Origin of the sequence: Haloarcula taiwanensis, from assembly GCA_002844335.1 — an archaeon.
GTDB classification, from domain to species: Archaea; Halobacteriota; Halobacteria; order Halobacteriales; family Haloarculaceae; genus Haloarcula; species Haloarcula taiwanensis.
This window is the reverse complement of record CP019154.1, coordinates 1,738,988-1,762,123: the sequence shown is the minus strand read 5'-3', so window position 1 is coordinate 1,762,123 and position 23,136 is coordinate 1,738,988. Positions and strand designations below refer to the sequence as shown.

General features: G+C 59.4%; 19 protein-coding genes and 3 rRNA genes. 16 read left to right on the top strand and 6 right to left on the bottom strand.

All coding sequences use genetic code 11. From position 1 onward, the window contains the following. Positions 1-92: 92 nt before the first annotated feature. Together BVU17_08945 and BVU17_08940 are read right to left on the bottom strand one after the other, a co-directional pair. On the bottom strand, positions 93-683 hold the full coding sequence (locus BVU17_08945) for a thioredoxin family protein (GenBank protein ID AUG47633.1): 591 nt from the start codon (positions 681-683) through the stop codon (positions 93-95). 71 nt (positions 684-754) lie between these two features. Then, entirely contained in the window at positions 755-1,087 is a 333-nt protein-coding gene (locus BVU17_08940; GenBank protein ID AUG47632.1) for a hypothetical protein, read from the bottom strand. A 117-nt stretch (positions 1,088-1,204) separates the two neighbouring features. On the opposite strand from BVU17_08940, the gene BVU17_08935 reads away from it, so the two are divergent. From BVU17_08935 to BVU17_08860, 16 genes are all read left to right on the top strand, one after another. Next, positions 1,205-1,699 carry an AsnC family transcriptional regulator gene (locus BVU17_08935; GenBank protein ID AUG47631.1) on the top strand — a complete coding sequence of 165 codons (495 nt, stop codon included), beginning with the start codon at positions 1,205-1,207 and terminating at the stop codon, positions 1,697-1,699. After that, on the top strand, positions 1,696-2,841 hold the full coding sequence (locus BVU17_08930) for an aromatic amino acid aminotransferase (protein ID AUG47630.1): 1,146 nt from the start codon (positions 1,696-1,698) through the stop codon (positions 2,839-2,841). Before BVU17_08935 ends, BVU17_08930 begins: the two co-directional genes overlap by 4 nt. 137 nt (positions 2,842-2,978) lie before the next feature. Next, the gene (locus BVU17_08925; GenBank protein ID AUG47629.1) at positions 2,979-5,471 is read left to right on the top strand and encodes a secretion system protein; all 2,493 of its coding nucleotides are present in this window, start codon (positions 2,979-2,981) and stop codon (positions 5,469-5,471) included. After that, positions 5,468-7,504 carry a flagella assembly protein j gene (locus BVU17_08920; GenBank protein AUG47628.1) on the top strand — a complete coding sequence of 679 codons (2,037 nt, stop codon included), beginning with the start codon at positions 5,468-5,470 and terminating at the stop codon, positions 7,502-7,504. The genes BVU17_08925 and BVU17_08920 overlap by 4 nt, the downstream gene beginning before the upstream one ends. Before the next feature lie 56 nt (positions 7,505-7,560). Beyond that, positions 7,561-8,085 carry a hypothetical protein gene (locus BVU17_08915; GenBank protein AUG47627.1) on the top strand — a complete coding sequence of 175 codons (525 nt, stop codon included), beginning with the start codon at positions 7,561-7,563 and terminating at the stop codon, positions 8,083-8,085. Positions 8,086-8,087: 2 nt separating this feature from the next. Next, positions 8,088-8,660, top strand: coding sequence for a hypothetical protein (locus BVU17_08910; GenBank protein AUG47626.1), 573 nt, complete (start codon positions 8,088-8,090; stop codon positions 8,658-8,660). Next, positions 8,654-9,544 (top strand): hypothetical protein, encoded by an 891-nt coding sequence (locus BVU17_08905; GenBank protein AUG47625.1) that lies wholly within the window; start codon positions 8,654-8,656, stop codon positions 9,542-9,544. The genes BVU17_08910 and BVU17_08905 overlap by 7 nt, the downstream gene beginning before the upstream one ends. Next, on the top strand, positions 9,541-10,005 hold the full coding sequence (locus BVU17_08900) for a hypothetical protein (protein ID AUG47624.1): 465 nt from the start codon (positions 9,541-9,543) through the stop codon (positions 10,003-10,005). The genes BVU17_08905 and BVU17_08900 overlap by 4 nt, the downstream gene beginning before the upstream one ends. Then, a complete protein-coding gene (locus tag BVU17_08895; protein AUG47623.1) occupies positions 10,002-10,751 on the top strand; it encodes a hypothetical protein in 750 nt (249 codons plus the stop codon). The genes BVU17_08900 and BVU17_08895 overlap by 4 nt, the downstream gene beginning before the upstream one ends. A 517-nt stretch (positions 10,752-11,268) precedes the next feature. After that, complete coding sequence (locus BVU17_08890) at positions 11,269-11,505, top strand: metal-binding protein (GenBank protein ID AUG47622.1); 237 nt, start codon at positions 11,269-11,271, stop codon at positions 11,503-11,505. A 140-nt stretch (positions 11,506-11,645) separates the two neighbouring features. Next, a complete protein-coding gene (locus BVU17_08885; protein ID AUG47621.1) occupies positions 11,646-11,942 on the top strand; it encodes a translation initiation factor 1A 2 in 297 nt (98 codons plus the stop codon). Positions 11,943-12,576: 634 nt separating this feature from the next. Then, positions 12,577-14,049 (top strand): 16S ribosomal RNA (locus BVU17_08880). A gap of 376 nt (positions 14,050-14,425) precedes the next feature. After that, positions 14,426-17,300 (top strand): 23S ribosomal RNA (locus tag BVU17_08875). 182 nt (positions 17,301-17,482) lie between these two features. Then, positions 17,483-17,605: ribosomal RNA gene (rrf, locus tag BVU17_08870) — 5S ribosomal RNA — on the top strand. Together the 16S, 23S and 5S rRNA genes form the textbook arrangement of a ribosomal RNA operon. Positions 17,606-17,750: 145 nt before the next feature. After that, positions 17,751-18,170 (top strand): nickel-responsive regulator, encoded by a 420-nt coding sequence (locus BVU17_08865; GenBank protein AUG47620.1) that lies wholly within the window; start codon positions 17,751-17,753, stop codon positions 18,168-18,170. A gap of 99 nt (positions 18,171-18,269) precedes the next feature. After that, entirely contained in the window at positions 18,270-19,184 is a 915-nt protein-coding gene (locus tag BVU17_08860; protein AUG47619.1) for a cysteine synthase, read from the top strand. On the opposite strand, the gene BVU17_08855 is transcribed toward BVU17_08860, so the two are convergent. The 4 genes from BVU17_08855 to BVU17_08840 form a co-directional block, all read right to left on the bottom strand. After that, positions 19,181-19,945 (bottom strand): hypothetical protein, encoded by a 765-nt coding sequence (locus BVU17_08855; GenBank protein ID AUG48881.1) that lies wholly within the window; start codon positions 19,943-19,945, stop codon positions 19,181-19,183. The two genes, BVU17_08860 and BVU17_08855, sit on opposite strands and share 4 nt — an antisense overlap. 205 nt (positions 19,946-20,150) lie before the next feature. Continuing rightward, complete coding sequence (locus tag BVU17_08850) at positions 20,151-20,660, bottom strand: hypothetical protein (GenBank protein ID AUG47618.1); 510 nt, start codon at positions 20,658-20,660, stop codon at positions 20,151-20,153. Between the two features lie 27 nt (positions 20,661-20,687). Beyond that, positions 20,688-21,875: a tRNA 4-thiouridine(8) synthase ThiI gene (locus tag BVU17_08845; GenBank protein ID AUG47617.1), complete on the bottom strand. Its 1,188-nt coding sequence runs from the start codon at positions 21,873-21,875 to the stop codon at positions 20,688-20,690. Between the two features lie 47 nt (positions 21,876-21,922). Beyond that, positions 21,923-23,125 (bottom strand): S-adenosylmethionine synthetase, encoded by a 1,203-nt coding sequence (locus tag BVU17_08840; protein ID AUG47616.1) that lies wholly within the window; start codon positions 23,123-23,125, stop codon positions 21,923-21,925. Positions 23,126-23,136 lie beyond the last annotated feature (11 nt).

Genomic DNA, 23,136 nt, shown 5'->3' with positions numbered 1-23,136 from the left:
TAGCTCGGGATGTCTCGACCGGTCTCCACAGGTCGTCACTCGCTCCGGCAACGCAACTTCCCGAAGCTTCCGCTCGCGCTCCGCCGTTCTATTCAGACGTCCCAGTAGGCTGGTTCGTTACCGGGCTTCCACTTTATCGAGCACCCTCTGGATGGTTTCTCGACTGCCGTAATCTGGTCGCCACTGAGCAACGTTTCGACGTGTGCAGCCATCTCCCGCTCGCTCGGTTCGTCGTCCGGGTTCGGTGCGTCGTCGAGGCGGCCGTGGTACGCCAGTTTGAACGTTCCATCGTCGTTTCGGAACAAGAACGGATCGGGGGTACAGCGAGCGCCGTACGCGGCCGCGACATCCTGTGCCTCATCGAATAGATACGCGTCGTACTGTATCTCTCCACGGTCGACGAGTTCCTGCATCCGCTCGAACGAGTCGTCTGGGTACTCTTCAGGGTCGTTGGCGTTGATTCCAATGACAGCGAGATCGTTGTAGTCTGTCGCGAGACGGTTTAGCTCTCCAATCTTCGCTTTCGCGTACGGACAGTGGTTGCACGTAAATACGACCAGTAGTGCGTCCTTGTCCGTGAAATCCGACAGTGAGTGCGTTTTTCCGTCCGCTCCCGGGAGTTCGAACGTCGGTGCTCTGTCCCCACGTCCGAGCACGTCGGACTCCGAATCGAGTGAAACCATCGCCTCTCACTACGACTGTCACCGTCAAAAGTCCACGGACGCTGGGCTGACTTCTGTGACAGCCGCTTTACTCAGTTGTCCACTTCGCCAGATGTCGCTGCTGCGGCATCGAAAGCCTTCGCTGCCTCGAACGCCTCGCTCCCATTGTCGACGGAGAACAGCGTCTCTTTCCCGTCTGCTTCGTGTTTTTCCAGCAGTCCGACCGTCACTAGCTCTTCGAGCGTCCCATCAAGGTACAACGTCTTCAGCGGCACGCCGGCCGCTTCACTCAGGGCGGTTTTCGTGTACGTCTCGTCCGCATCGAGACGGAGTAGCGTGTCGATAACTGTTGCCGCCTTATCGTGGTTCGCGATGTGTGCCCATCCCGTGTCGGAATCTGCCCGCTGGCCACCCTCTTCGAACATTAATCAACATCTAACCGGCAGAGATATTAAAACCGTCTGGTGTGGTTCGACCCGAATGATGTGATCCTCTCCCACTATTGAGCAAGGCTTTTGTCCGCGTCACTCTGCTGGCACTGTATGAGCAGTCGCCGCGAGATACTCGACCTGCTACGGGAGAACGCTCGCTACACGACCGAGGACATCGCTCGGTTGACCGATTACTCCGAGAGCGAGGTAGCCGAACTTATCGACGAATTTGAGGAGGCAGGCATCATTCGCGGCTATCAAGCTGTCGTCGACTGGAACGCGGTCGAGAGCGACGAGGAACGCGTCCGTGCCACTGTCGAACTCAACGTTACGCTGGACCGTGAGACCAGCTACGACGACATCTCCGACCGGATAGCGAAGTTCCCGGAAGTGACGTCACTGCGCCTCGTCAGCGGTGACTACGACTTCGATCTGGAGGTTGAGGGCGATTCGATGCGCGAAGTGTCGCACTTCATCAGCGACAAAATCGCACCAATCCCCGAGATTACGCAGACGGTAACCCACTACATCATGGAGTCGTACAAGGAGCAGGGGATGGAGTTCGACGACCACGACGACGATGACCGGCTGTCCGTCTCACCATGACGTTCGAGCCAGCGGACAGAGTCGACAGCGTGCCGCCCTCCGGCATCCGTCGATTCTTCGAACTGGCCGAGGAGATGGACGACATCATCTCGCTCGGGGTCGGTGAGCCGGACTTCTCTGCCCCATGGGCGGCCCGTGAAGCCGCTATCGCGTCGCTCGAACGCGGCCAGACCTCCTACACCGCCAATCGCGGCAAGCGGGAGCTCCGGGAACGCATTGCAGACTACGAAGCGGCGACACACAACCTGCAGTACGACCCTGACGAGGAAATCCTCATCACCGCGGGTGCGAGCGAGGGTCTAGACCTCGCTTTTCGGGCGCTGCTAAACCCCGGAGACTCAATCGCTATCGCCCAGCCCTGCTACGTCTCGTACGTCCCCGGCGCGACGTTCGCCGGCATCGACGTGATTGACGTTCCAACACGCGCGGAAGACGAGTTCAAACTCACCCGAGAGGTGCTGGAGTCGTCCGGTGCGGCCGAGGCCGACGCACTCGTGTACTGCTACCCCAACAATCCGACCGGAGCGACGATGGCGGCCGAGGAGATGGCGTCCGTTGCAGCCTTTTGCCGCGAAAACGACCTCCTCGTGTTCGCCGACGAGATCTACGCCGATCTCACGTACGAACACGACCACACGTCTATCGCGACCCTTCCCGGGATGCGCGAGCGGACCGTCGTGTTCAACGGGTTTTCCAAGGCGTTCGCGATGACGGGGTTCAGACTGGGCTACGCGATGGCCCCGCCAGAGGCTATCAAGGCGATGAACCGAATCCATCAGTACTCGATGCTTTCGGCCCCGACAACGGCTCAGCACGCCGCTATGGAGGCACTCGACAACTGCCGCGACGAGGTCACGGAAATGGCCGCGCAGTACGACCGCCGACGGAAGTACGTCCTCACGCGCTTCGAAGAAATGGGACTTGATTGCTTCCCGGCGGCTGGGGCGTTCTACGCGTTCCCGGAGTGTCCCTGGGACGATGCCGGTGAGTTCGCCGAAAGTCTGCTTCAGGAAAAGCGAGTCGCGGTCGTCCCCGGCACAGCCTTCGGCGAGGGTGGATCAGGTCATCTGCGAGTGTCGTACGCGACGGGCCTTGATGACCTCAAAGAAGCGATGGCCCGGATAGAGTCGTTCATTAATTGACAGTAAGGGTCGGCGAAACATTCAGTATGGTCCACTTACTACCGTGAGGAGACCGTGATACAAACGACCGGAAGCTCTTTTTCAGTTACATTTGATGGGGGTAAAGTTTTTTCCTGCCTAACGGGAGATGAATAACAATGGCTATCGATGATACTGGGGGAGGTGAGTCAGAGCAGGTCAATAGTGGGGGGAGCCTGACTGACAAGCCTGTCCGGGTCGGCGAATACACGTGGGATGATCTCCGGCGGGAGGTCCACGACGGCGGCCGGTTTGACCGGAGCGTGTACCTCGGCTTCGAGCCGAGAGAACTCAGCCAGCGACTCGAAAACGCGGCGAGCGCCGGGAAAACACTCCAAGCGCCATTCGAAGAGTATCTTGATCCAACAACGACGCCAGTCGCGAAAGATATCTACACGTGGGAGCATTTCAAACAGGAGTATTACTACGAGGACGGCAGCCTCCCCCGTGACAGTGACGGCGAGGTCATTCCTTTCGATGCCAGTGAGTATCTAACCTTCGACCCTGAACACACGGAAAACAAGCTCTCCGCCGCCGAAGGCATCGCCAGTGAACTGCACGAGTACGTTGACGAAAACACCGTCGACGTGAATCCGGAACTGGACGAAGACGAGTTCTTCTCGACACGGGAGGGCCACACAACTGTCGTTAACCGCTATGACCTCGAAAAAGCCGTTCCCCAGTCGAAGAAATCCCACTTCAGGGAACTGGAACGGTACTGGGTGAACAAGCCCTACGCCTGCGTCGTCATCTTCCACTCACGGAAAGAGAACGAGAAGAAGTACTACGTCATCGAGCCGTATCTCACCGACATCGAGATCGACCTTCGGGAGTTCCTGTCGGGCAAACTCAAAACCGCGATCAAGTATTCTGAGGATGACGTGATCGTCCAGGGGACCGACGCCGACCGGGCACAGGTCATCCAGCGGGAGGCCGAACAGCTCCTTTCACGGTACGACCTCTACGACGGCTCAGTCTCCGGTAGCGGCGAAGAGAGCGTTCTCGGCCAGGTCAAAGAGCTGTTCGGACTAGACGAGGAGACTCAAAGTGAAACCACGGGGCAACTCTCCGGCATCTCGACACGTCCGGAACCGGCTATCCTCGAAGACGACGAACCGAAACTAAACGAGTATCAGGTCGAGAAGCTGCTGTACATGCTCAAGCGGGACTTCGTCGGCTACGCCCGCATTGACGGCGTCAAACACGACATCAACGTGGAGGACATCTCCTGTGACGGGTACAACTCCCGGGTGTTCGTCTATCACACCGACTACGAGCAGATCATCTCGAACGTCGAACACGGCAAGGGCGAACTCGACGACTTCGTCGTCAAACTCGCACAGCGTTCCGGGAAGGGTATCTCGAAGCGCCAGCCACAGGTCGACGCGACGCTCCCGGACGGGTCGCGTGCGCAGTTGACGCTCGGCCGTGAGGTGTCCGATCACGGGACCAACTACACCATCCGGCAGTTCAAGGACGTCCCGTTTACCCCGGTCGACCTCATCAACTGGAACACCTTCTCTTTGGACGAGATGGCGTTCCTCTGGCTCTGTATCGAGAACAACAAGAGCCTCATCTTCGCCGGCGGTACTGCTTCGGGGAAGACGACCAGCCTAAACGCTGTCTCGCTGTTCATCCCGTCAAACTCCAAGATCGTCTCCATCGAGGACACGCGTGAGGTCGAACTCCCACAGCGTAACTGGGTGGCCAGCGTCACGCGCCCCTCGTTCGGTGAGGACGACAAGGGCGATGTCGACGAGTTCGACCTGCTGGAGGCCGCGCTCCGCCAGCGACCCGACTACATCGTCATGGGTGAGATTCGTGGTGAGGAGGGCCGGACGCTGTTCCAGGTCATGTCGACCGGGCACACCACCTACACCACCTTCCACGCCGACTCCGTGGGCGAGGTCATCAAGCGGTTCACCACCGAGCCAATCAACGTCTCGAAGACGCTGTTTACGGCGCTCGACCTCGTCTCGATTCAGACCCAGACGCGGGTCGACGGGAACAAGGTCCGCCGGAACAAGTCCCTGACCGAAATCAACGAGTACTCCGCCGAGAACGACGAAATCAACGTCCGGGACGTCTACGAGTGGCGCGCCGAGACGGACGAGTACATCCAGATGGGGAACTCCAACACCCTCGAAGAAATCAAGTTCGACCGCGGGTGGACCCAGGACAAACTCGACGAGGAACTGTTCAAGCGGAAAGTCGTCCTCGCGTACCTCATCGAAAAGGGGCTAAACACCTACACGCAGGTCGCAGCGACAATACAGGCGTTCATCAACGACCCCGAGACCATCCTCACGCTCATCGCCAACGACCAGCTCGAACTGTCGCTTGAGGACCTCCGAGAGATGGAATCCGTCAAGATCGACATCGACCCGGAGAAAGAGGAGATGGTGCCCCGGCCGGACGCGCCGCCGGAGATGGTCGAGGAGACCAAGCAGGTACTTGATAACGCACAACCGCTGTTCAACACCTACAAGAGCCGCGAAACCCCGGATATCGTCTCAGCGCTGATGGACGATTCTGAGGAGAGTGATGACGAAGACAGCATCGACTTCGGCCAGTTCGTTCCGAAGGCCGGTGCGGAGGCAGATAGCGAATGAGCCTCGACACACCGAGTCAGCAACAGGTGGGCAGCGGCGGTGCCCTCGGTGACACGTTCTACCCGGCGTACCAGATGGTGTTCGACGACGAGGGCGACTTCGTCAACAGCGTCGAGAACAAACTCGCAGAGGCCCGGATGGCCGACAACGTTGAGATGTTCCTTGCACGCGCACTCGCAGTCGGTGTCATCGCCGGCTTGGCGCTTTGGCTCGTCGGCACGTTCCTCGGGTATCTGCTGGTCCAGTTGCTGTTTACCGGTGGAGAGGCCCCGACACTCATCGGGATTCCGGTGTCTGAGAGCGTCTCAGCGATCCTCGATATGCTGAAACTCCCATTCCTCGTCATCGTGACCGGGTTCGTATTCGGTGCCATCGGGTTCGGAATCGGGTTCGGGTCGCTGGTCTCGATACCGTACTTCCGTGCGAGCGCGCGCGAGCGCGAAATCAATGTCCTGTTGTCCGACTCGATCTCGTTCATGTATGCGCTGTCCGTCGGCGGGCTCAACCAACTCGAAATTCTGCAATCGATGGGGAAGGCCGAAGACACGTACGGTGAGGTCGCAAAGGAGTTCCAGTCTATCGTGCTGGAGACGGAGTATTTCGATACCGACTACCGGACTGCTGTTCGGAATCAAGCGCTCCAGACCCCCTCGGACGAACTGTCGCAGTTCCTGACGGATATGCTCTCCATCATCAACTCCGGCGGAGACATGACCTCCTTCCTCGAAGATCAGAAGGAAAAACACATGCGAACCGCCCGGCAGGAACAGGAGAAGATGCTGGAGACGCTGGAGCTGTTCGGCGAGATGTACATGACGCTCTCGCTGTTCCCGCTGCTTCTCATCATCATTCTGGTCATTATGTCGATGATGGGTAACGCCCAGAAGTCGCTCATCTACGGCACCGTGTACGGGCTGATTCCCTTGACCGGGCTGGGCTTTCTCGTCCTCGTCTCGACTGTCACGCAGGACTCCATCGGCGACGGCTATCTGCGTTCGAGCCCCGGTGAGAAGGAACTCGTCGTCGACGAAGGTGTCGGCGTGTTCAACCTCGGGCTCATCGAGAGCTACACAGGGACCTACAGCGTCTTCGACCGGATCAAGAGCCGGGAAGGAACTCACGAACTCCTCGCTATCCTTACACGGCCTGACCTGTTCTTCCGTGACCATCCGCTGTTGGTGCTGTGGCTGACGGTTCCGCTGTCAATTCTCGCTGTCGTCGCGGCTATCGTCATCGGCTGGGCCCCGCTATCGCTGGATGGGATGATCGCTGTCCCGGTTCGGTCGACGTTTTTCTGGGTGTACGTCCCGATGTACCTCAATTTCGTCCCGCTGATGATATTCTACGAATGGAACCAACGCTCGCGGAAGGCGATCATCGGAAAGCTATCCGAGAACCTCCGGAAGCTGGCGTCGGCCAACGACACTGGGATGACGCTTTTGGAGTCGGTCAAGGTTGTCTCCGAAACGTCCTCGGGAAAACTCTCTGAGGAGTTTGAGACCATTCACGCGAAGGTCAACTACGGCACGAGCCTGAAAGATGCGCTCCGGGAATTCAACAACAAGTACAACGTCCCGCGACTGGCGCGGACGGTCAAGCTCATCGCTGAGGCACAGGAAGCCTCCAGTCAGATTCAGGACGTGCTTTCGACGGCCGCACAGGCCTCGGAAAATCAAGACGATATCGAACGGGAGCGCAAATCCCGGACGCGGATGCAGACGGTCATCATTCTGATGACGTACCTGACGCTGCTCGGCGTGATGGCGTTGCTGAAAACACAGTTCCTCGACGTGATGTCTGGGCTGGCGACGCAGGCGTCCGGGGCGAGCAACCCGAGCGCGCCCGGCGGCGGGTTCGGTGGCAGCGTCGACACGGAACTGCTGTCGATGCTGTTCTTCCATGCGGTGACGCTGCAGGCGTTGCTGTCGTCGTTTATCGCCGGTTACATTCGGGAAGTGAAGCTCGTCGCAGGCGTCAAATTCGCGGTCGTCCTGTCGACAATTGCACTGGTGGTGTGGATCGCCGTGGGCTAGCATCCAACTCGCGGGTCGACAGCGGACGTATCAAATACAAATAGGGTGTGTGGGATATGGATACAAGAGCACAAACACCGCAGGACTTCGCCATCGGAGTGAGTGTCCTGCTCGTGACGATCATCGGGGTATTGGCATTCGTACAGGGCAGTGCGGTCGGCGTGTACGAATCCCCAGACGTACAGCGTAACCAACCAATTGCAGACAGGGCGGCGACGTACCTTGTTGAAAACCACTCGGTTGAGGGGACACGGAACTTCATTCGATACAACACGAGCGGTGGGATCAACGAGTCCCTCAACGAGGACAGTTCCGAACTCGATAACCTCAAGACCAACGCCGGACTCGATGTCGCGACGGAACGCCGCGTGAATCCACGCGTGAACGTAACGGTGGTCAACGCGTCAGCGCTCAAAGCAGGAACACGGGACCCGGCAGTCGATAGCCACGGCCAACGGCTCGCTTGGGGGCCTGATGCCGCCGGTCGAGACAACGTTGCGTCGACGACCCGTGTCGTGAAACTGACCAACGCAACCGGCCAGTGTGACCCGGTCTGCTGGCTCGTCGTGAGGGTGTGGTAACGATGCGCGGCCAAGCCTACACGCTGGAAGGCGTTCTCGCGGCTATCGTCGTTGTGACGGCGACCGTCTACGGCCTGTCAGCAGTCGACACCGGCCCGTTCCAGACAGGCGCTCAGCAGCGGACGGCGGCACTGGAAACACGCGCGAGCGACACGCTATCACTGGCGGCAGAAACCGGAGCGCTGCACAACGCGACGGCGTGTTACAGCGTCGGCACACCGACACTCAACGGCAACCAGACGGGTAGCTCCACAGCCTTCGAGTCGATGTTGAATCGGAGCTTTGACCGGCAGGGAGAACAGTACAACCTCTACTTCAGTTACTGGGACTCGGATTCGAGTGCACGACAGACCGCGCTCGTCTCGCAGGAATCAGACGAGAACGTCGTTGAGAGGCCGGCAGATGCAGCCGTCGCAACCGAAACAGTGACACTGACCGACAATATGCCCGCCCGGATCGGCGACTGCAGCGGTACCGGCCCGTCCCTCTCGGCTGTCGACGGGTATTTCGCCCCCGACGCGGAGCCTGACTCTATTGTCTACAATGTCGTGGAGGTGCGTCTGGTCGTATGGTAGCCAACGAACGCGGACAACTGTTGTTGATCGGTGGCGTCGCCATCGCTATTGTCGTGTTCAGCACGATACTGTTTGCCCACAGTCTCGCTGTCACTGACGGTATCACGACCACCGGAAGTGCAGATACTATTGAGCGTTCGGCTGACCGCGAAGCCTCCGTCGAGCGGGACCTCGGTGTGCTTGCAATTAAGGCACGCGGCGACGATCTCGACGGATTCGAGGGGCGATATGAACACGCGCTCCAGAACTACACGCGGACACACAACCGGGTTGTCGCAAGCAGCGGCGGCACCTATCTCAACGCGACGCTGAACGAGTCCGCGTCGCTCGGCACTGAAGTAAACCAGACGGGCACGTCCTCCAAGTTCCAGCGACCAGACCCATCGGGTGGTCCACAGAACGACTGGCTAGTTGCCAATGATATCTCTCGTATCGCGGTGTTCAACCTCACTGCTGATGTCGTTGGCGGTTCGATGAATACCTTCACTGTTAGTGTTCGAAACAGCTCCACGGATCTAACACTGTCAATCGAGCCGAGCACTGTTGGGAGTGGGAACAATGTCACAGTCGACGGCAAGACGCAATGTCACGGCAGCGGTGATGTCACCGTCGACTTGGTTGCCGGGTCATGCACTGTCGGAAGCAACAGCAGTTCCTTCGATAGCTACCACAGTCTCGACCCACCGTACTCAGTGAAAATAAAGAACGGAAATAAGGCCGAAGGGAAATACCGGTTTGCGGCAGTCGGGACGTTCCCGTCCTCGAACTATGCATCTCCAGTTTCGCGTGTCAACTATCCCGTCGTCCCTGCTATAGATGTGACCTATGACAGGCCATCTGCGAGCTACAACCGAACAGTTCTGGTGGAGGTGGACGGCGGATGAGCCTTGACCAACTGCTGTCTGACAGTCGCGGCGTCTCGCCCGCGGTCACGCAGGCGCTCACTATCGGCATCACGTCGCTGCTGGTGACCGGTCTCCTCATCGGCGGGAGCCAGATGGTCGAGTCACAGCGTGAGCGAGTGACGGAAGAAGCTCTAGAGAACATCGGCGATGGTATCGCGCGCGACCTCATTCGCTTGGATGCATTCGATACCGAGACCCTCAATTCGTCAGTGTCGTTTCGAGCGACATACCCGGAACGGATCGCGGATCAGTCGTATAATGTCGAGGTCACTGGGGACCCGTCACGAACGCGCGTGTACGTGAACGCATCAGGGTTGAATCGGTACGCTGTCGTCCGATTCGAGAATGAAACTAGTGTCTGCTCGTCTGTCGTCTCTAGCGGGCCGCTGGCGGTTTCGTATAATGCGACAGCCAACTGTATGGAGGTGACACGCGGATGATCGCACAACTGTCAAACGGTCACGACCGCGGTGTGTCCGACCTGCTCGCGTTTACGCTCACGTTCAGTATCATCATCACCGGCATTGCGCTGGTAACGCTTGGTGGGCTTGGTGCCTTCGACGCCATTCAACAGGGAGCGACAACTGATGTCGCCGAAACGTCGATGATTGGGTTCGCAGAGACGACGGACGACCACATCCAGAGCGAAGCCCCACGACGAACCACGAGTATGAAGCTACAGGGCCACGGACTCTCTATCCGGTCGTCAACCCTGAACGTGACTGTTGACGGACGGTCCGCGAATATTTCCACTGGAGCGTTCATCCGGGAAACCGATTCGGGGACTGATATCGTCTACACCAGCGGTGCAGTGTACCGGGTTCAGGAGGAGGGACTGGTTGTCTCACGGAAACCTGGCTTTCGGTGTACTCCCGAAAGCGGCAGCGTCTACCTTTCTGTCCTTTCGCTCGATGGACAGACGGATTTCTCGTCGTCGAGCCGCATTACCATCGAGACCACTATCCAGAACAGGACGCTTGTTTCGCCACGGGCTGGCAAGTCACCTTCCGCGACAACCGTCTCAGTCAACGTCTCGAAGACTGCGTACCCGGATGCGTGGCACCGGCTGTTCGAGGAGGAACTGTCGCACTGGTCGGACCATTCGGAACCGCATACATACCAGTGTACTGGCATCAACCGCGCTGTTGTCCACAATACGTCGGTCGGTGTCAGGACCGTCACTTGATGATCCCTGTCTGCGGTACATACACCTGCTGCTACAGAACCCGACCCTGAACGGGAAAAAGTCGTTATGCAGCAGCAACCAGCGCTGCAATGAATGACCACTCTGTCCCGCTGTCTGCTTCTTCTTGTTTCGCCATAGCCGCAGTTTTGTCTCGTGGGTGTTTCCAGTTCATCACGGCCATAGGTACGTGCTCACCAGGTATTAAGTGTTCGATATCTAATATATTTCGTGGTCTTTCATGATTGAGAGCGCTTCGCAGGTCAATAGTCCGTTACTCCCTTGGAACAGTAGCGACAGAGAACTGTCATAATTGCGTTTGCACCCTTCATTTAACATCGGCAATAAGTATATGAATAGTACCAACTGAAGCCGAAACCCGGGTTGTCGGAGTTATTGCGCTGGTATTCCATCCGATATTTGTACCTGAGACTGATGAGGACTGTATCTGAATGGGCACCACGTGTGGGTCGTTGGCAAGGTAGTACTATTACCCTCCACACCATAAGATTGGACACTAATGAAGAAACAAGAACTCATTCACCTTCACAGCCTTCTCGCGCAGGTACAACACCACTACGAGCACGAGGCGGACACAAGCGTCCAGCATGATCTGTACGCTGACCTTGGTGTGAAACCGACATCGATCCACAAATCAAAGACAGATCATAAGGAAGCGGTGTTTGCGCTCGCATCCGGACTGACGGATGCGATGTCCGAGGAAGCCGACGAACCGCAGGCGCTGACTGCCGACTGAATCTACGTCTTGTCGTCAGTCCGTTCTTGGATTTCACTGTTTCCGATAGTCACTGGTCAATTCCTGTCATGGCACGGCGGCATGGTACACGCTATCTCGCCTCTCAAACAACTTATACGGACGGCGACCGTATTTATACTGTGAGCGACGATTCAGGGCGGCGGAATCTCCGCATGCCTACAAGTGACGAGATGTTCGCAGTGGTAACAGAGCACCTTGGCGGGAATCACGTCCGTATTCGCTGCGAGGACGGTGAAACTCGACTCGGTCGGATTCCGGGCCGAATGAAGTTCCGGACCTGGATCAACGAGGACGACATCGTTCTCGCTGAACCGTGGGACTGGCAAGACGAGAAGGCCAACATCGAATGGCGCTACAAGGGACAAGACGCTGACCAGCTCCGTTCGGAAGGCCACATTGACTCGCTGACCGCCTGATTTTACCACTGTACGCGCGTCCTGGTTCACGATGACGGTAAGATATTTCTCTGTCGCGATCAGCGCTGGCCCCTGTTCTGAGCGATAGCTTCCCCGGCGTCCCGACACTTGTTTTGTCACACCGTTTAGTACACTACAACTGTCTACCGTCAGGTTCGTAACCCTCCCGATTGATATATAATGGATTGCTGGCCCTTGGCTGCTGGGCCCTGTGTCAAAGTCCAAATATAAAGACACCTTGGATCATAGACATCCTGTCGCTGTCTTGCGGTTATTCGTGTCACGGCATCACGTTACGTATGCGTCGTGTGTGTCCTGCACAGGGCAGGTCCGAGACGATTCATTTATATGTTCCCCCCGTCTTCTGAACTAATGCGAAGGTCGCACCGGGCAGCGAGCCCGGGTCGACATGCTCGGTCGGCCACCTGGGTCGGCCCGAGCCACGAACGGAACTCGCCTTCCCTTCTGGGGTTGGCGAGATCCACGCTATGAGGATTCCACCCCTGCGGTCCGCCGTCAAGATGGAATCTGATGTGAGCCCACGGACCCATGCAGTAGTCAACACTGGCGTAGGAACCAGTGTGTTTGCTTCCGACGGAGTGCAACCACTTCCGCCGCTGATGTATATCAGCACATTCCGGTTGATCCTGCCGGAGGCCATTGCTATCGGAGTCCGATTTAGCCATGCTAGTCGCACGAGTTCAGACTCGTGGCATATAGCTCAGTAACACGTGGCCAAACTACCCTACAGACCGCGATAACCTCGGGAAACTGAGGCCAATAGCGGATATCACTCTCAGACTGGAGTGTCGAGAGTGAGAAACGTTCCGGCGCTGTAGGATGTGGCTGCGGCCGATTAGGTAGATGGTGGGGTAACGGCCCACCATGCCGATAATCGGTACAGGTTGTGAGAGCAAGAGCCTGGAGACGGTATCTGAGACAAGATACCGGGCCCTACGGGGCGCAGCAGGCGCGAAACCTTTACACTGCACGACAGTGCGATAGGGGGACTCCGAGTGTGAGGGCATATAGCCCTCGCTTTTCTGTACCGTAAGGTGGTACAGGAACAAGGACTGGGCAAGACCGGTGCCAGCCGCCGCGGTAATACCGGCAGTCCAAGTGATGGCCGATATTATTGGGCCTAAAGCGTCCGTAGCTTGCTGTGTAAGTCCATTGGGAAATCGACCAGCTCAACTGGTCGGCGTCCGGTGGAAACTACACAGCTTGGGGCCGAGAGACTCAACGGGTACGTCCGGGGTAGGAGTGAAATCCTGTAATCCTGGACGGACCACCAATGGGGAAACCACGTTGAGAGACCGGACCCGACAGTGAGGGACGAAAGCCAGGGTCTCGAACCGGATTAGATACCCGGGTAGTCCTGGCTGTAAACAATGCTCGCTAGGTATGTCACGCGCCATGAGCACGTGATGTGCCGTAGTGAAGACGATAAGCGAGCCGCCTGGGAAGTACGTCCGCAAGGATGAAACTTAAAGGAATTGGCGGGGGAGCACCACAACCGGAGGAGCCTGCGGTTTAATTGGACTCAACGCCGGACATCTCACCGGTCCCGACAGTAGTAATGACGGTCAGGTTGACGACTTTACCCGACGCTACTGAGAGGAGGTGCATGGCCGCCGTCAGCTCGTACCGTGAGGCGTCCTGTTAAGTCAGGCAACGAGCGAGACCCACACTTCTAGTTGCCAGCAACACCCCTGCGGTGGTTGGGTACACTAGGAGGACTGCCATTGCTAAAATGGAGGAAGGAATGGGCAACGGTAGGTCAGTATGCCCCGAATGGACCGGGCAACACGCGGGCTACAATGGCTCTGACAGTGGGATGCAACGCCGAGAGGCGAAGCTAATCTCCAAACGGAGTCGTAGTTCGGATTGCGGGCTGAAACCCGCCCGCATGAAGCTGGATTCGGTAGTAATCGCGTGTCAGAAGCGCGCGGTGAATACGTCCCTGCTCCTTGCACACACCGCCCGTCAAAGCACCCGAGTGGGGTCCGGATGAGGCCGTCATGCGACGGTCGAATCTGGGCTCCGCAAGGGGGCTTAAGTCGTAACAAGGTAGCCGTAGAGGAATCTGCGGCTGGATCACCTCCTACTGACCGGGATCAGGGCCTTGCCCTGACCCACCTACACTGACTGGTGACCACAAGTCACCGCGAGTCGGCAAGCGCCGACTACTGCATGGGCCCACTGGGCTCACAAGACCTATCCGAGGCGGATATCCCTTCACGGGATGTCGGGTGCAACTCCCGACGGGTCCGTACTTCGTATCGCTCCCGAACCGTGCCCCTTAAGTGTGGGACGGCGTTCGGATGTGATACGACGACAGATGCACCAGGCCGGGTGAAACCGAGCCTGGGAAGGGTCGATTCGCCCACCATCTCCACCTTGGGGGCGAATATGAAACCGTGTGTACGTGCGATCCAGGCGTCCACTGGACTCGTTCAGTTGAACGAGTCACAACGACGTTGGCTACTATGCCAGCTGGTGGATTGCTCGGCTCAGGCGCTGATGAAGGACGTGCCAAGCTGCGATAAGCTGTGGGGAGCCGCACGGAGGCCAAGAACCACAGATTTCCGAATGAGAATCTCCTCTGCAATTGCTTCGCGCAATGAGGAACCCCGAGAACTGAAACATCTCAGTATCGGGAGGAACAGAAAACGCAACGTGATGTCGTCAGTAACCGCGAGTGAACGCGATACAGCCCAAACCGAAGCCCTCACGGGCAATGTGGTGTCCGGGCTACCTCTCATCAGCCGACCGTCTTCACGAAGTCTCTTGGAACAGAGCGTGATACAGGGTGACAACCCCGTACTGAAGACCAGTACGCTGTGCGGTAGTGCCAGAGTAGCGGGGGTTGGATATCCCTCGCGAATAACGCAGGCATCGACTGCGAAGGCTAAACACAACCTGAGACCGATAGTGAACAAGTAGTGTGAACGAACGCTGCAAAGTACCCTCAGAAGGGAGGCGAAATAGAGCATGAAATCAGTTGGCGATCGAGCGACAGGGCATACAAGGTCCCATGACGAATGACCGACGCGCGAGCGTCCAGTAAGACTCACGGGAAGCCGATGTTCTGTCGTACGTTTTGAAAAACGAGCCAGGGAGTGTGTCTGTATGGCAAGTCTAACCGGAGTATCCGGGGAGGCACAGGGAAACCGACATGGCCGCAGGGCATTCATTTGCCCGAGGGCCGCCGTGTTCAAGCGCGGGGAGCCATGTGGACACGACCCGAATCCGGACGATCTACGCATGGACAAGATGAAGCGTGCCGAAAGGCACGTGGAAGTCTGTTAGAGTTGGTGTCCTACAATACCCTCTCGTGATCTATGTGTAGGGGTGAAAGGCCCATCGAGTCCGGCAACAGCTGGTTCCAATCGAAACATGTCGAAGCATGACCTCCGCCGAGGTAGTCTGTGGGGTAGAGCGACCGATTGGTGTGTCCGCCTCCGAGAGGAGTCGGCACACCTGTCAAACTCCAAACCTACAGACGCTGTTTGACGCGGGGATTCCGGTGCGCGGGGTAAGCCTGTGTACCAGGAGGGGAACAACCCAGAGATAGGTTAAGGTCCCCAAGTGTGGATTAAGTGTAATCCTCTGAAGGTGGTCTCGAGCCCTAGACAGCCGGGAGGTGAGCTTAGAAGCAGCTACCCTCTAAGAAAAGCGTAACAGCTTACCGGCCGAGGTTTGAGGCGCCCAAAATGATCGGGACTCAAATCCACCACCGAGACCTGTCCGCACCCGTTATAGGGTGATCGAGTAGATTGGCGCTCTAATTGGATGGAAGCGGGGGCGAGAGCTCCTGTGGACCGATTAGTGACGAAAATCCTGGCCATAGTAGCAGCGATAGTCGGGTGAGAACCCCGACGGCCTAATGGATAAGGGTTCCTCAGCACTGCTGATCAGCTGAGGGTTAGCCGGTCCTAAGTCACACCGCAACTCGACTGTGACGAAATGGGAAACAGGTTAATATTCCTGTGCCATCATGCAGTGAAAGTTGACGCCCTGGGGTCGATCACGCCGGGCCTTCGCCCGGTCGAACCGTCCAACTCCGTGGAAGCCGTAATGGCACGAAGCGGACGAACGGCGGCACAGCGCAAGGTGATTCAACCTGGGGCCCATGAAAAGACGAGCATGATGTCCGTACCGAGAACCGACACAGGTGTCCATGGCGGCGAAAGCCAAGGCCTGTCGGGAGCAACCAACGTTAGGGAATTCGGCAAGTTAGTCCCGTACCTTCGGAAGAAGGGATGCCTGCTCCGGAACGGAGCAGGTCGCAGTGACTCGGAAGCTCGGACTGTCTAGTAACAACATAGGTGACCGCAAATCCGCAAGGACTCGTACGGTCACTGAATCCTGCCCAGTGCAGGTATCTGAACACCTCGTACAAGAGGACGAAGGACCTGTCAACGGCGGGGGTAACTATGACCCTCTTAAGGTAGCGTAGTACCTTGCCGCATCAGTAGCGGCTTGCATGAATGGATTAACCAGAGCTTCACTGTCCCAACGTTGGGCCCGGTGAACTGTACATTCCAGTGCGGAGTCTGGAGACACCCAGGGGGAAGCGAAGACCCTATGGAGCTTTACTGCAGGCTGTCGCTGAGACGTGGTCGCCGATGTGCAGCATAGGTAGGAGACATTACACAGGTACCTGCGCTAGCAGGCCACCGAGTCAACAGTGAAATACTACCCGTCGGTGACTGCGACTCTCACTCCGGGAGGAGGACACCGATAGCCGGGCAGTTTGACTGGGGCGGTACGCGCTCGAAAAGATATCGAGCGCGCCCTATGGCTATCTCAGCCGGGACAGAGACCCGGCGAAGAGTGCAAGAGCAAAAGATAGCTTGACAGTGTTCTTCCCAACGAGGAACGCTGACGCGAAAGCGTGGTCTAGCGAACCAATTAGCCTGCTTGATGCGGGCAATTGATGACAGAAAAGCTACCCTAGGGATAACAGAGTCGTCACTCGCAAGAGCACATATCGACCGAGTGGCTTGCTACCTCGATGTCGGTTCCCTCCATCCTGCCCGTGCAGAAGCGGGCAAGGGTGAGGTTGTTCGCCTATTAAAGGAGGTCGTGAGCTGGGTTTAGACCGTCGTGAGACAGGTCGGCTGCTATCTACTGGGTGTGTTATGGTGTCTGACAAGAACGACCGTATAGTACGAGAGGAACTACGGTTGGTGGCCACTGGTGTACCGGTTGTTCGAGAGAGCACGTGCCGGGTAGCCACGCCACACGGGGTAAGAGCTGAACGCATCTAAGCTCGAAACCCACTTGGAAAAGAGACACCGCCGAGGTCCCGCGTATAAGACGCGGTCGATAGACTCGGGGTGTGCGCGTCGAGGTAACGAGACGTTAAGCCCACGAGCACTAACAGACCAAAGCCATCATTCATACGCACTGTGACTCATTCACCGACGATTTACTCGTCGCTGAACGAGTCCAGGCGCAAACTGGATCGCACGAACACACGGTGGAGACCGACCGAGACCGGTATCCTCGCGGTTCGATTCCGCGACTCGGCGTTAGGCGGCCACAGCGGCGGGGTTGCCTCCCGTACCCATCCCGAACACGGAAGATAAGCCCGCCAGCGTTCCGGGGAGTACTGGAGTGCGCGAGCCTCTGGGAAATCCGGTTCGCCGCCACCATTCATATCTTACACAGCCCACCCGGGAGAGACATCTCTCCCGGGTGGGCTTTCTGTATGTATAGACGAGCGCACGCGGACAGCCGCAGCGCCGTCCGATGCGTTGGATATGAAATATTAATACCCCAACGCGACCGAGTTATTACATGGGCGTAGTCAGCATCTCGATGCCGGACGAACTGGAAGAGCGAATCGACACGTTCGCCGACGAACACGGATACACGGGTCGCAGCGAAGTAGTTCGTGAAGCAGTCCGGAACCTGATGGGCGAGTTCGAGGACAAGCGACTGGAGGACCGCGAACTGATGGCGGTCGTCACTGTGTTGTTTGACTACGAGACGACCACGGTTGAGGAGAAGATGATGCACCTCCGCCACGACCACGAGTCGATCGTCGCGTCGAACTTCCACAGTCACGTCGGCGACCGGTACTGTATGGAACTGTTCGTCTTGGAGGGACAACTCGACGACATCTCCGCGTTCGTCGGCAAGGTCCGGGCGACGAAGGACACGCTGTCGGTTGATTACTCGGTACTGCCGGTCGACGACATAAACATGTTCACCTGAATGGTGTCGACGCCGGAAAGCGCTGCCGCGGCCCGGGAGACAACGAACTGTTTGGGACCTTCAGTAGGCGTTTAAGTCGGGGCCGCGTAGCCGGCGGCGATGAAAGACTCCATTCTCGATACAATCGGGTCCCCGCTGGTCTCGGTCCGCGCGCCGGAGGGGGCAACCGTCGCGGCGAAGGTCGAGTCGTTCAATCCCGGCGGCTCCGCCAAGGACCGGCCGGCCAAGTACATGATAGACGACGCCGAGCAAAACGGGGCACTCGAACCGGGTGATACGCTCGTCGAACCGACAAGTGGGAACACCGGCATTGGGATGGCGATGGTCGGGTCGACGAAGGGGTACGACGTGGTGCTGGTGATGCCGGCCTCGAAGTCGCCCGAGCGCCGCCAGATAATGAAGGCCTACGGCGCGGACATCGAACTGGTCGAGGGCGACATCTCCGACGCGAAAGAGCGCGCCGACGAACTGTGTGACCGCGACGACCACGTCCAGCTCCGGCAGTTCGAGAACCCGGCGAACCCGCGGGCACACTACGAGACGACGGGCGAGGAGATACTCGAACAGGTCGGCGACCGGACCGTCGACGCCCTGGTCGCGGGCGTCGGGACCGGCGGGACCCTCACCGGAACCGGCCGCCGGCTGCGCGAGGCGTTCCCCGAGATGGACATCGTCGCGGTCGAGCCGGCGGACAACGCCGTCCTCTCGGGAATGGAACCGGGAACCGGCGAGGATAGTTTCCAGGGGATGGGGCCGGGCTTCGTCAGTGACAACCTCGACACCGACTTGCTGGACGACGTGGTGACGGTCGAACTTGCGGACGCGGAAGACGAGTGTCGACGCCTCGCCCGCGAGGAGGGTATCCTCGTCGGCCAGTCCTCGGGCGCGTCGAATCTCGCCGCGCGGGAGGTGGCCGGGAAACTCGTTGCCGACGGCGTCGACGACCCGCTCGTCGTCACGGTCTACTGGGACAGCGGCGAGCGGTACATGTCGACCGGGATGTTCGACGACTAGTCGAGCGGGCGCGCGTCCCGCCTGTAGGCCTCGTACTTCTCGCGGGCCCACTCGTTCATCGCCGCGGTGTCGTTGTTGATGGTCCCCTTGATACCTGTCTCCGTGTAGACGACGATACCGCTGACGGCCCCGTCGGCCCTGTCGGCGGTCCAGACCGCGTACGGCATCGGTTCCCCGGTCACGTACAGCGAGACGTTCGACAGGTCTTCGAGCGTCTCACGCCTGTCGGGGAGCGCGCTCTCCAGCGACTCGGCGACGGCCTCCGTCACCACCAGTTCGACGTCGACGGTCGTGTCGCTCCACAGGGACTCGATGACGTCGACGTAGCGCGGGAGGACGGCCGGGCCGGTCCCCTGAAACGACGTCGTTCCGTCCAGGACGTCGACGGTCTCCTCGGTCGGGACGGTCGGTGCGGCCGGCGACGCGGTCTCTACGTCCGCGCCGTGGAGGACAGCCGGGTCGATGTCGACGTCGGCGGGCAGCGCGGAGAGAACGGGATGGGCACGCTGGAGGGCGTCGAGCCGGTCGCAGAACCCCTCGTAGGCTGCCGTCGCCTGTCGGCCCGCATAGGTGACGACGTACTCGCTGCCGGTCCGTTCGACGAGGTCGGCCTCGCGGAGCGCGCCGACCGCCCGGTCGACGGTGGACCGCGACCGGTCGAGCGAGGCTACGAGTTCGGGTTTTGTTTTCGGCGCTGATAACGCGACGAGGAACTCGTATCGCTTCGTGACGACGTCGACCACCGGTGAGGGCTGTCCCATGTCCGTCTCGTCGTTCGTCGCTATCCGGTATCGTTCTTGCTCTTCGCCCCAGTATTTCTGAAAACAGGCATTGATTCTCAGGGGTCGGGAACTTTCCCGGCCATTCGGTATATACGGTTCGGACGAGTGGTGGGGACCGTGGGCGAACAGCCCGTCGGCAGCGCCCACCCGGAGTGCCCGTGCCTCTGACACCCGGGCGCTTTTCTCAGGCACCGAACTCGGACTCGGTCACCCGCACGACGAGCGTGTCGTCCACGTCCTGCAGGTCGTACTCGGGAATCGTGTCGCCGGTCCGCGTCAGAAGCATCGGCTCGACAAGTTCCGGCGGTCGCTCGGCCGCTGCCTGGGTGTCAGCCGTCTCGTCCGCGTCCGATGGCTCGCTCTCGACGACGCCGTACACGTTGAGAAAGCGCCCGGTGTCCTCGGGGGCAATGTCGTCGTCCCGAATCGCGGCGGCGAGGTCTCGGGAGAGCCACTCCGTCTCGCTGATGGAGGGGTCGCGGACGAGGGCGGCGTCGGCGAAACGGATGAGATACCAGTTCAGGTCGTTCAGGAGCGCCACCGCCGCCCCCAGGCTCACGGTGTCGACGGCGACGGTGTTCGCGAACGGTTCCTGCAGGTCGTAGGTGGCAAGCGCGTTCCGTGCGGTCTCGCGCGAGAGGAGTTCGTACCGGAGGTTCACGTCCTCGCTCCCGACGAGACAGACCTGCGTCATGGCTCAACTCTGGCCCGCCCCGGAAATTTAGCTTTCGATGGGGACGACGGCGCGGTCCCGGGCGCGGGCCTCGGCTCGGTCGAGCAGGTCGTCGGGTTCGGCCGCTCGGACCGCTTCGAGCGAGGCGTTGGTCTCGGGGTGTGACGGCGCGACACGGTTGCAGCCGGTGTCGATTGTCGAGTCCTCGAAGGTTCCGATGGCCCGCGCGCGGTCGGTTATCTCGGATTTGTCGACGGTGAGGTTCGGCCGGTGGACCGGGAGCGTCGTCGCGGCGTCCGTGACCGCGATGTTCGCGCTGGTCTGGCTGGACTTCTGGCCGATGGCCTCCCCGGTGACGATGCCGACGGCGTCGCGCTCGCGGGCGATAGCCTCGGCGACCGCGAGCATGAACCGGCGGAGCGCGAGCATCCGGAGCGACCCGAGGTCTTCCGAGAGGTCGGCGACGACGTCCCCGGCGTCGACCACGGAAAGCGAGAGGTCGTGTCCGGGCGCGTACGCGGCGAGCGTCTCGACGGTCGAACGGGCCCGGGCCCGGTGGTCGGGGCCGCCGTAGTCACCGAGGTCGACGTAGACGGGAATCACCGGCGCGCCGCGTTTCATGAGCTTCCAGGCGGCGACGGGCGAGTCGATGCCGCCGCTGACGAGCGCGACGACGGGTCGCTGGGTCCCCAGCGGGAGCCCGCCCGGGCCGGCGCGCTTCTCACAGAAGACGTACGCCTTGTCGGCGCGACACTCGACAAACAGTTCGAAATCGGGCTCGTCGAGGTCGACAACGGGCTCGCCGCCCATGTCGGTTATTGTTTCCCCGACAGCGGTCCCGCCGGTGGACTCGATGTCCGAACTCGAAAAGGGATGTGCCGATGGTGGCCCCGCCCGGCGGGCCTCGACGGCAAATGTGCCACCGTCGTACTGCTCTCGCGTGGTTTCGGCCAATGTGTCTGCGATTTCGGATAGCGTCGGGTCGGTCGTCGCGACTGCCGATGCGGAGGTGACGCCGAACGTGTCGGCCGCAGCCGCAGTCACGCCCTCGGGGTGGTCGGTGTGGATGAACAGTCGGTTCCGCCGCTGGTCGATATCTCCCGGCAGGTCGCGGGCGTCGAGCATCGCACGGAGGTTGTCCGCCAGCTGGTGTTCCATCTTCCGGCGGACCTGGTCGCTTTTGACGCCGAGCTCGCCGTGGCGGACGAGTACGCTGTCGGCGTCTGGGGGATGCATGTCTGCGAGTTGACTACCAGCGAGTAAAGGGATATCGCTTGGCCGTCTCAGAACGTCGAGAGGTTCCCCTCGATGACTTGTCGCGTAATGTCGGTCACGTCGGCCAGTTCGTCGTCAATCGTGGCCTGAATCTCCGATTCGACGTCGCCGACCGCGATACCGTCTTCGGTGACAACTGTGGCATCGGCGACGTGGGGTTCGTCAATCGGTGACCCGATCTGTGAGAGAAGGCGCATCTGGACCTGTCGGATGCCGTCAACCTCATTCGCGACGGACTGTGCTATTTCTGTCGAGAGAAGATTATATATTTTTCCGATGTGGTTAACTGGGTTCTTGCCGGATGTCGCCTCCATGCTCATCGGGCGGTTCGGCGTGATGAGCCCGTTCGCGCGGTTTCCGCGCCCGACGGAGCCGTCATCGCCCTGCTCGGCGCTGGTCCCAGTGGTCGTGAGATAGATTGACTCGGCGTCGTAGTCGTCGGCCGTGTTGACGTGGACCGTTACGTCACGGTCGGTGTACTCCTCTGCGAGGTCGGTAACGAATGCTTGAACGTCCGAAACAGCGGTTTTGTACGCTTCGAGGTCCGGGACGTGTTCGTCGACCATTGCGACGGCCACGGTCACATCGATGTGGTCGCCCTCGCGCTTGCCCATCACCTTGACGTCCTGGCCGACGACCGGGTTTGCCTCGGCGTATTCGCCGGTCAGTTTCTGCTCGGTGTTTCGGACGATCTGTTCTGTTTCCGTTAGCGGAGCGTGGCCGACGCCATAGCTCGTGTCGTTTGCCATCGGAACTGTCGCCTCCTCGCCGAACACTGTCTGGAGATCGCCCGACCCTTCGCCGAACTGAACGTCGACGATGACATCGGACCCGAGGTCGAGATGTGGGAACTGCTCGTCGAGGTAGTCGCGTGCGGCCCGAAGAGCGATGCTTTCGGCCGGGATGCGTTCGCCGTCGAACTTCTTCGTCGCTCGACCGACGACCAGAATGTAGATCGGCTCAAGCACCTCGCCGCCGCCATACGCCGGGGCGGCGGTGCCAGCGACGAGCTGTGTCTCGTCTGTGTTGTAATGCAAGACTGTGCCAAAGCGGTCGATGTACGTCTGTGCCAGCGCACGCGACACCGTCTCCGCGATGCCGTCACAGATTGAGTCCGGGTGGCCGATACCCTTGCGCTCTACGACTTCGATGTCTTGATCTTCGACGGCGAGCCCGCTCGCAGGTTGGACGTGGATGTTCCGCTCAGTCATTGCCTCGACTT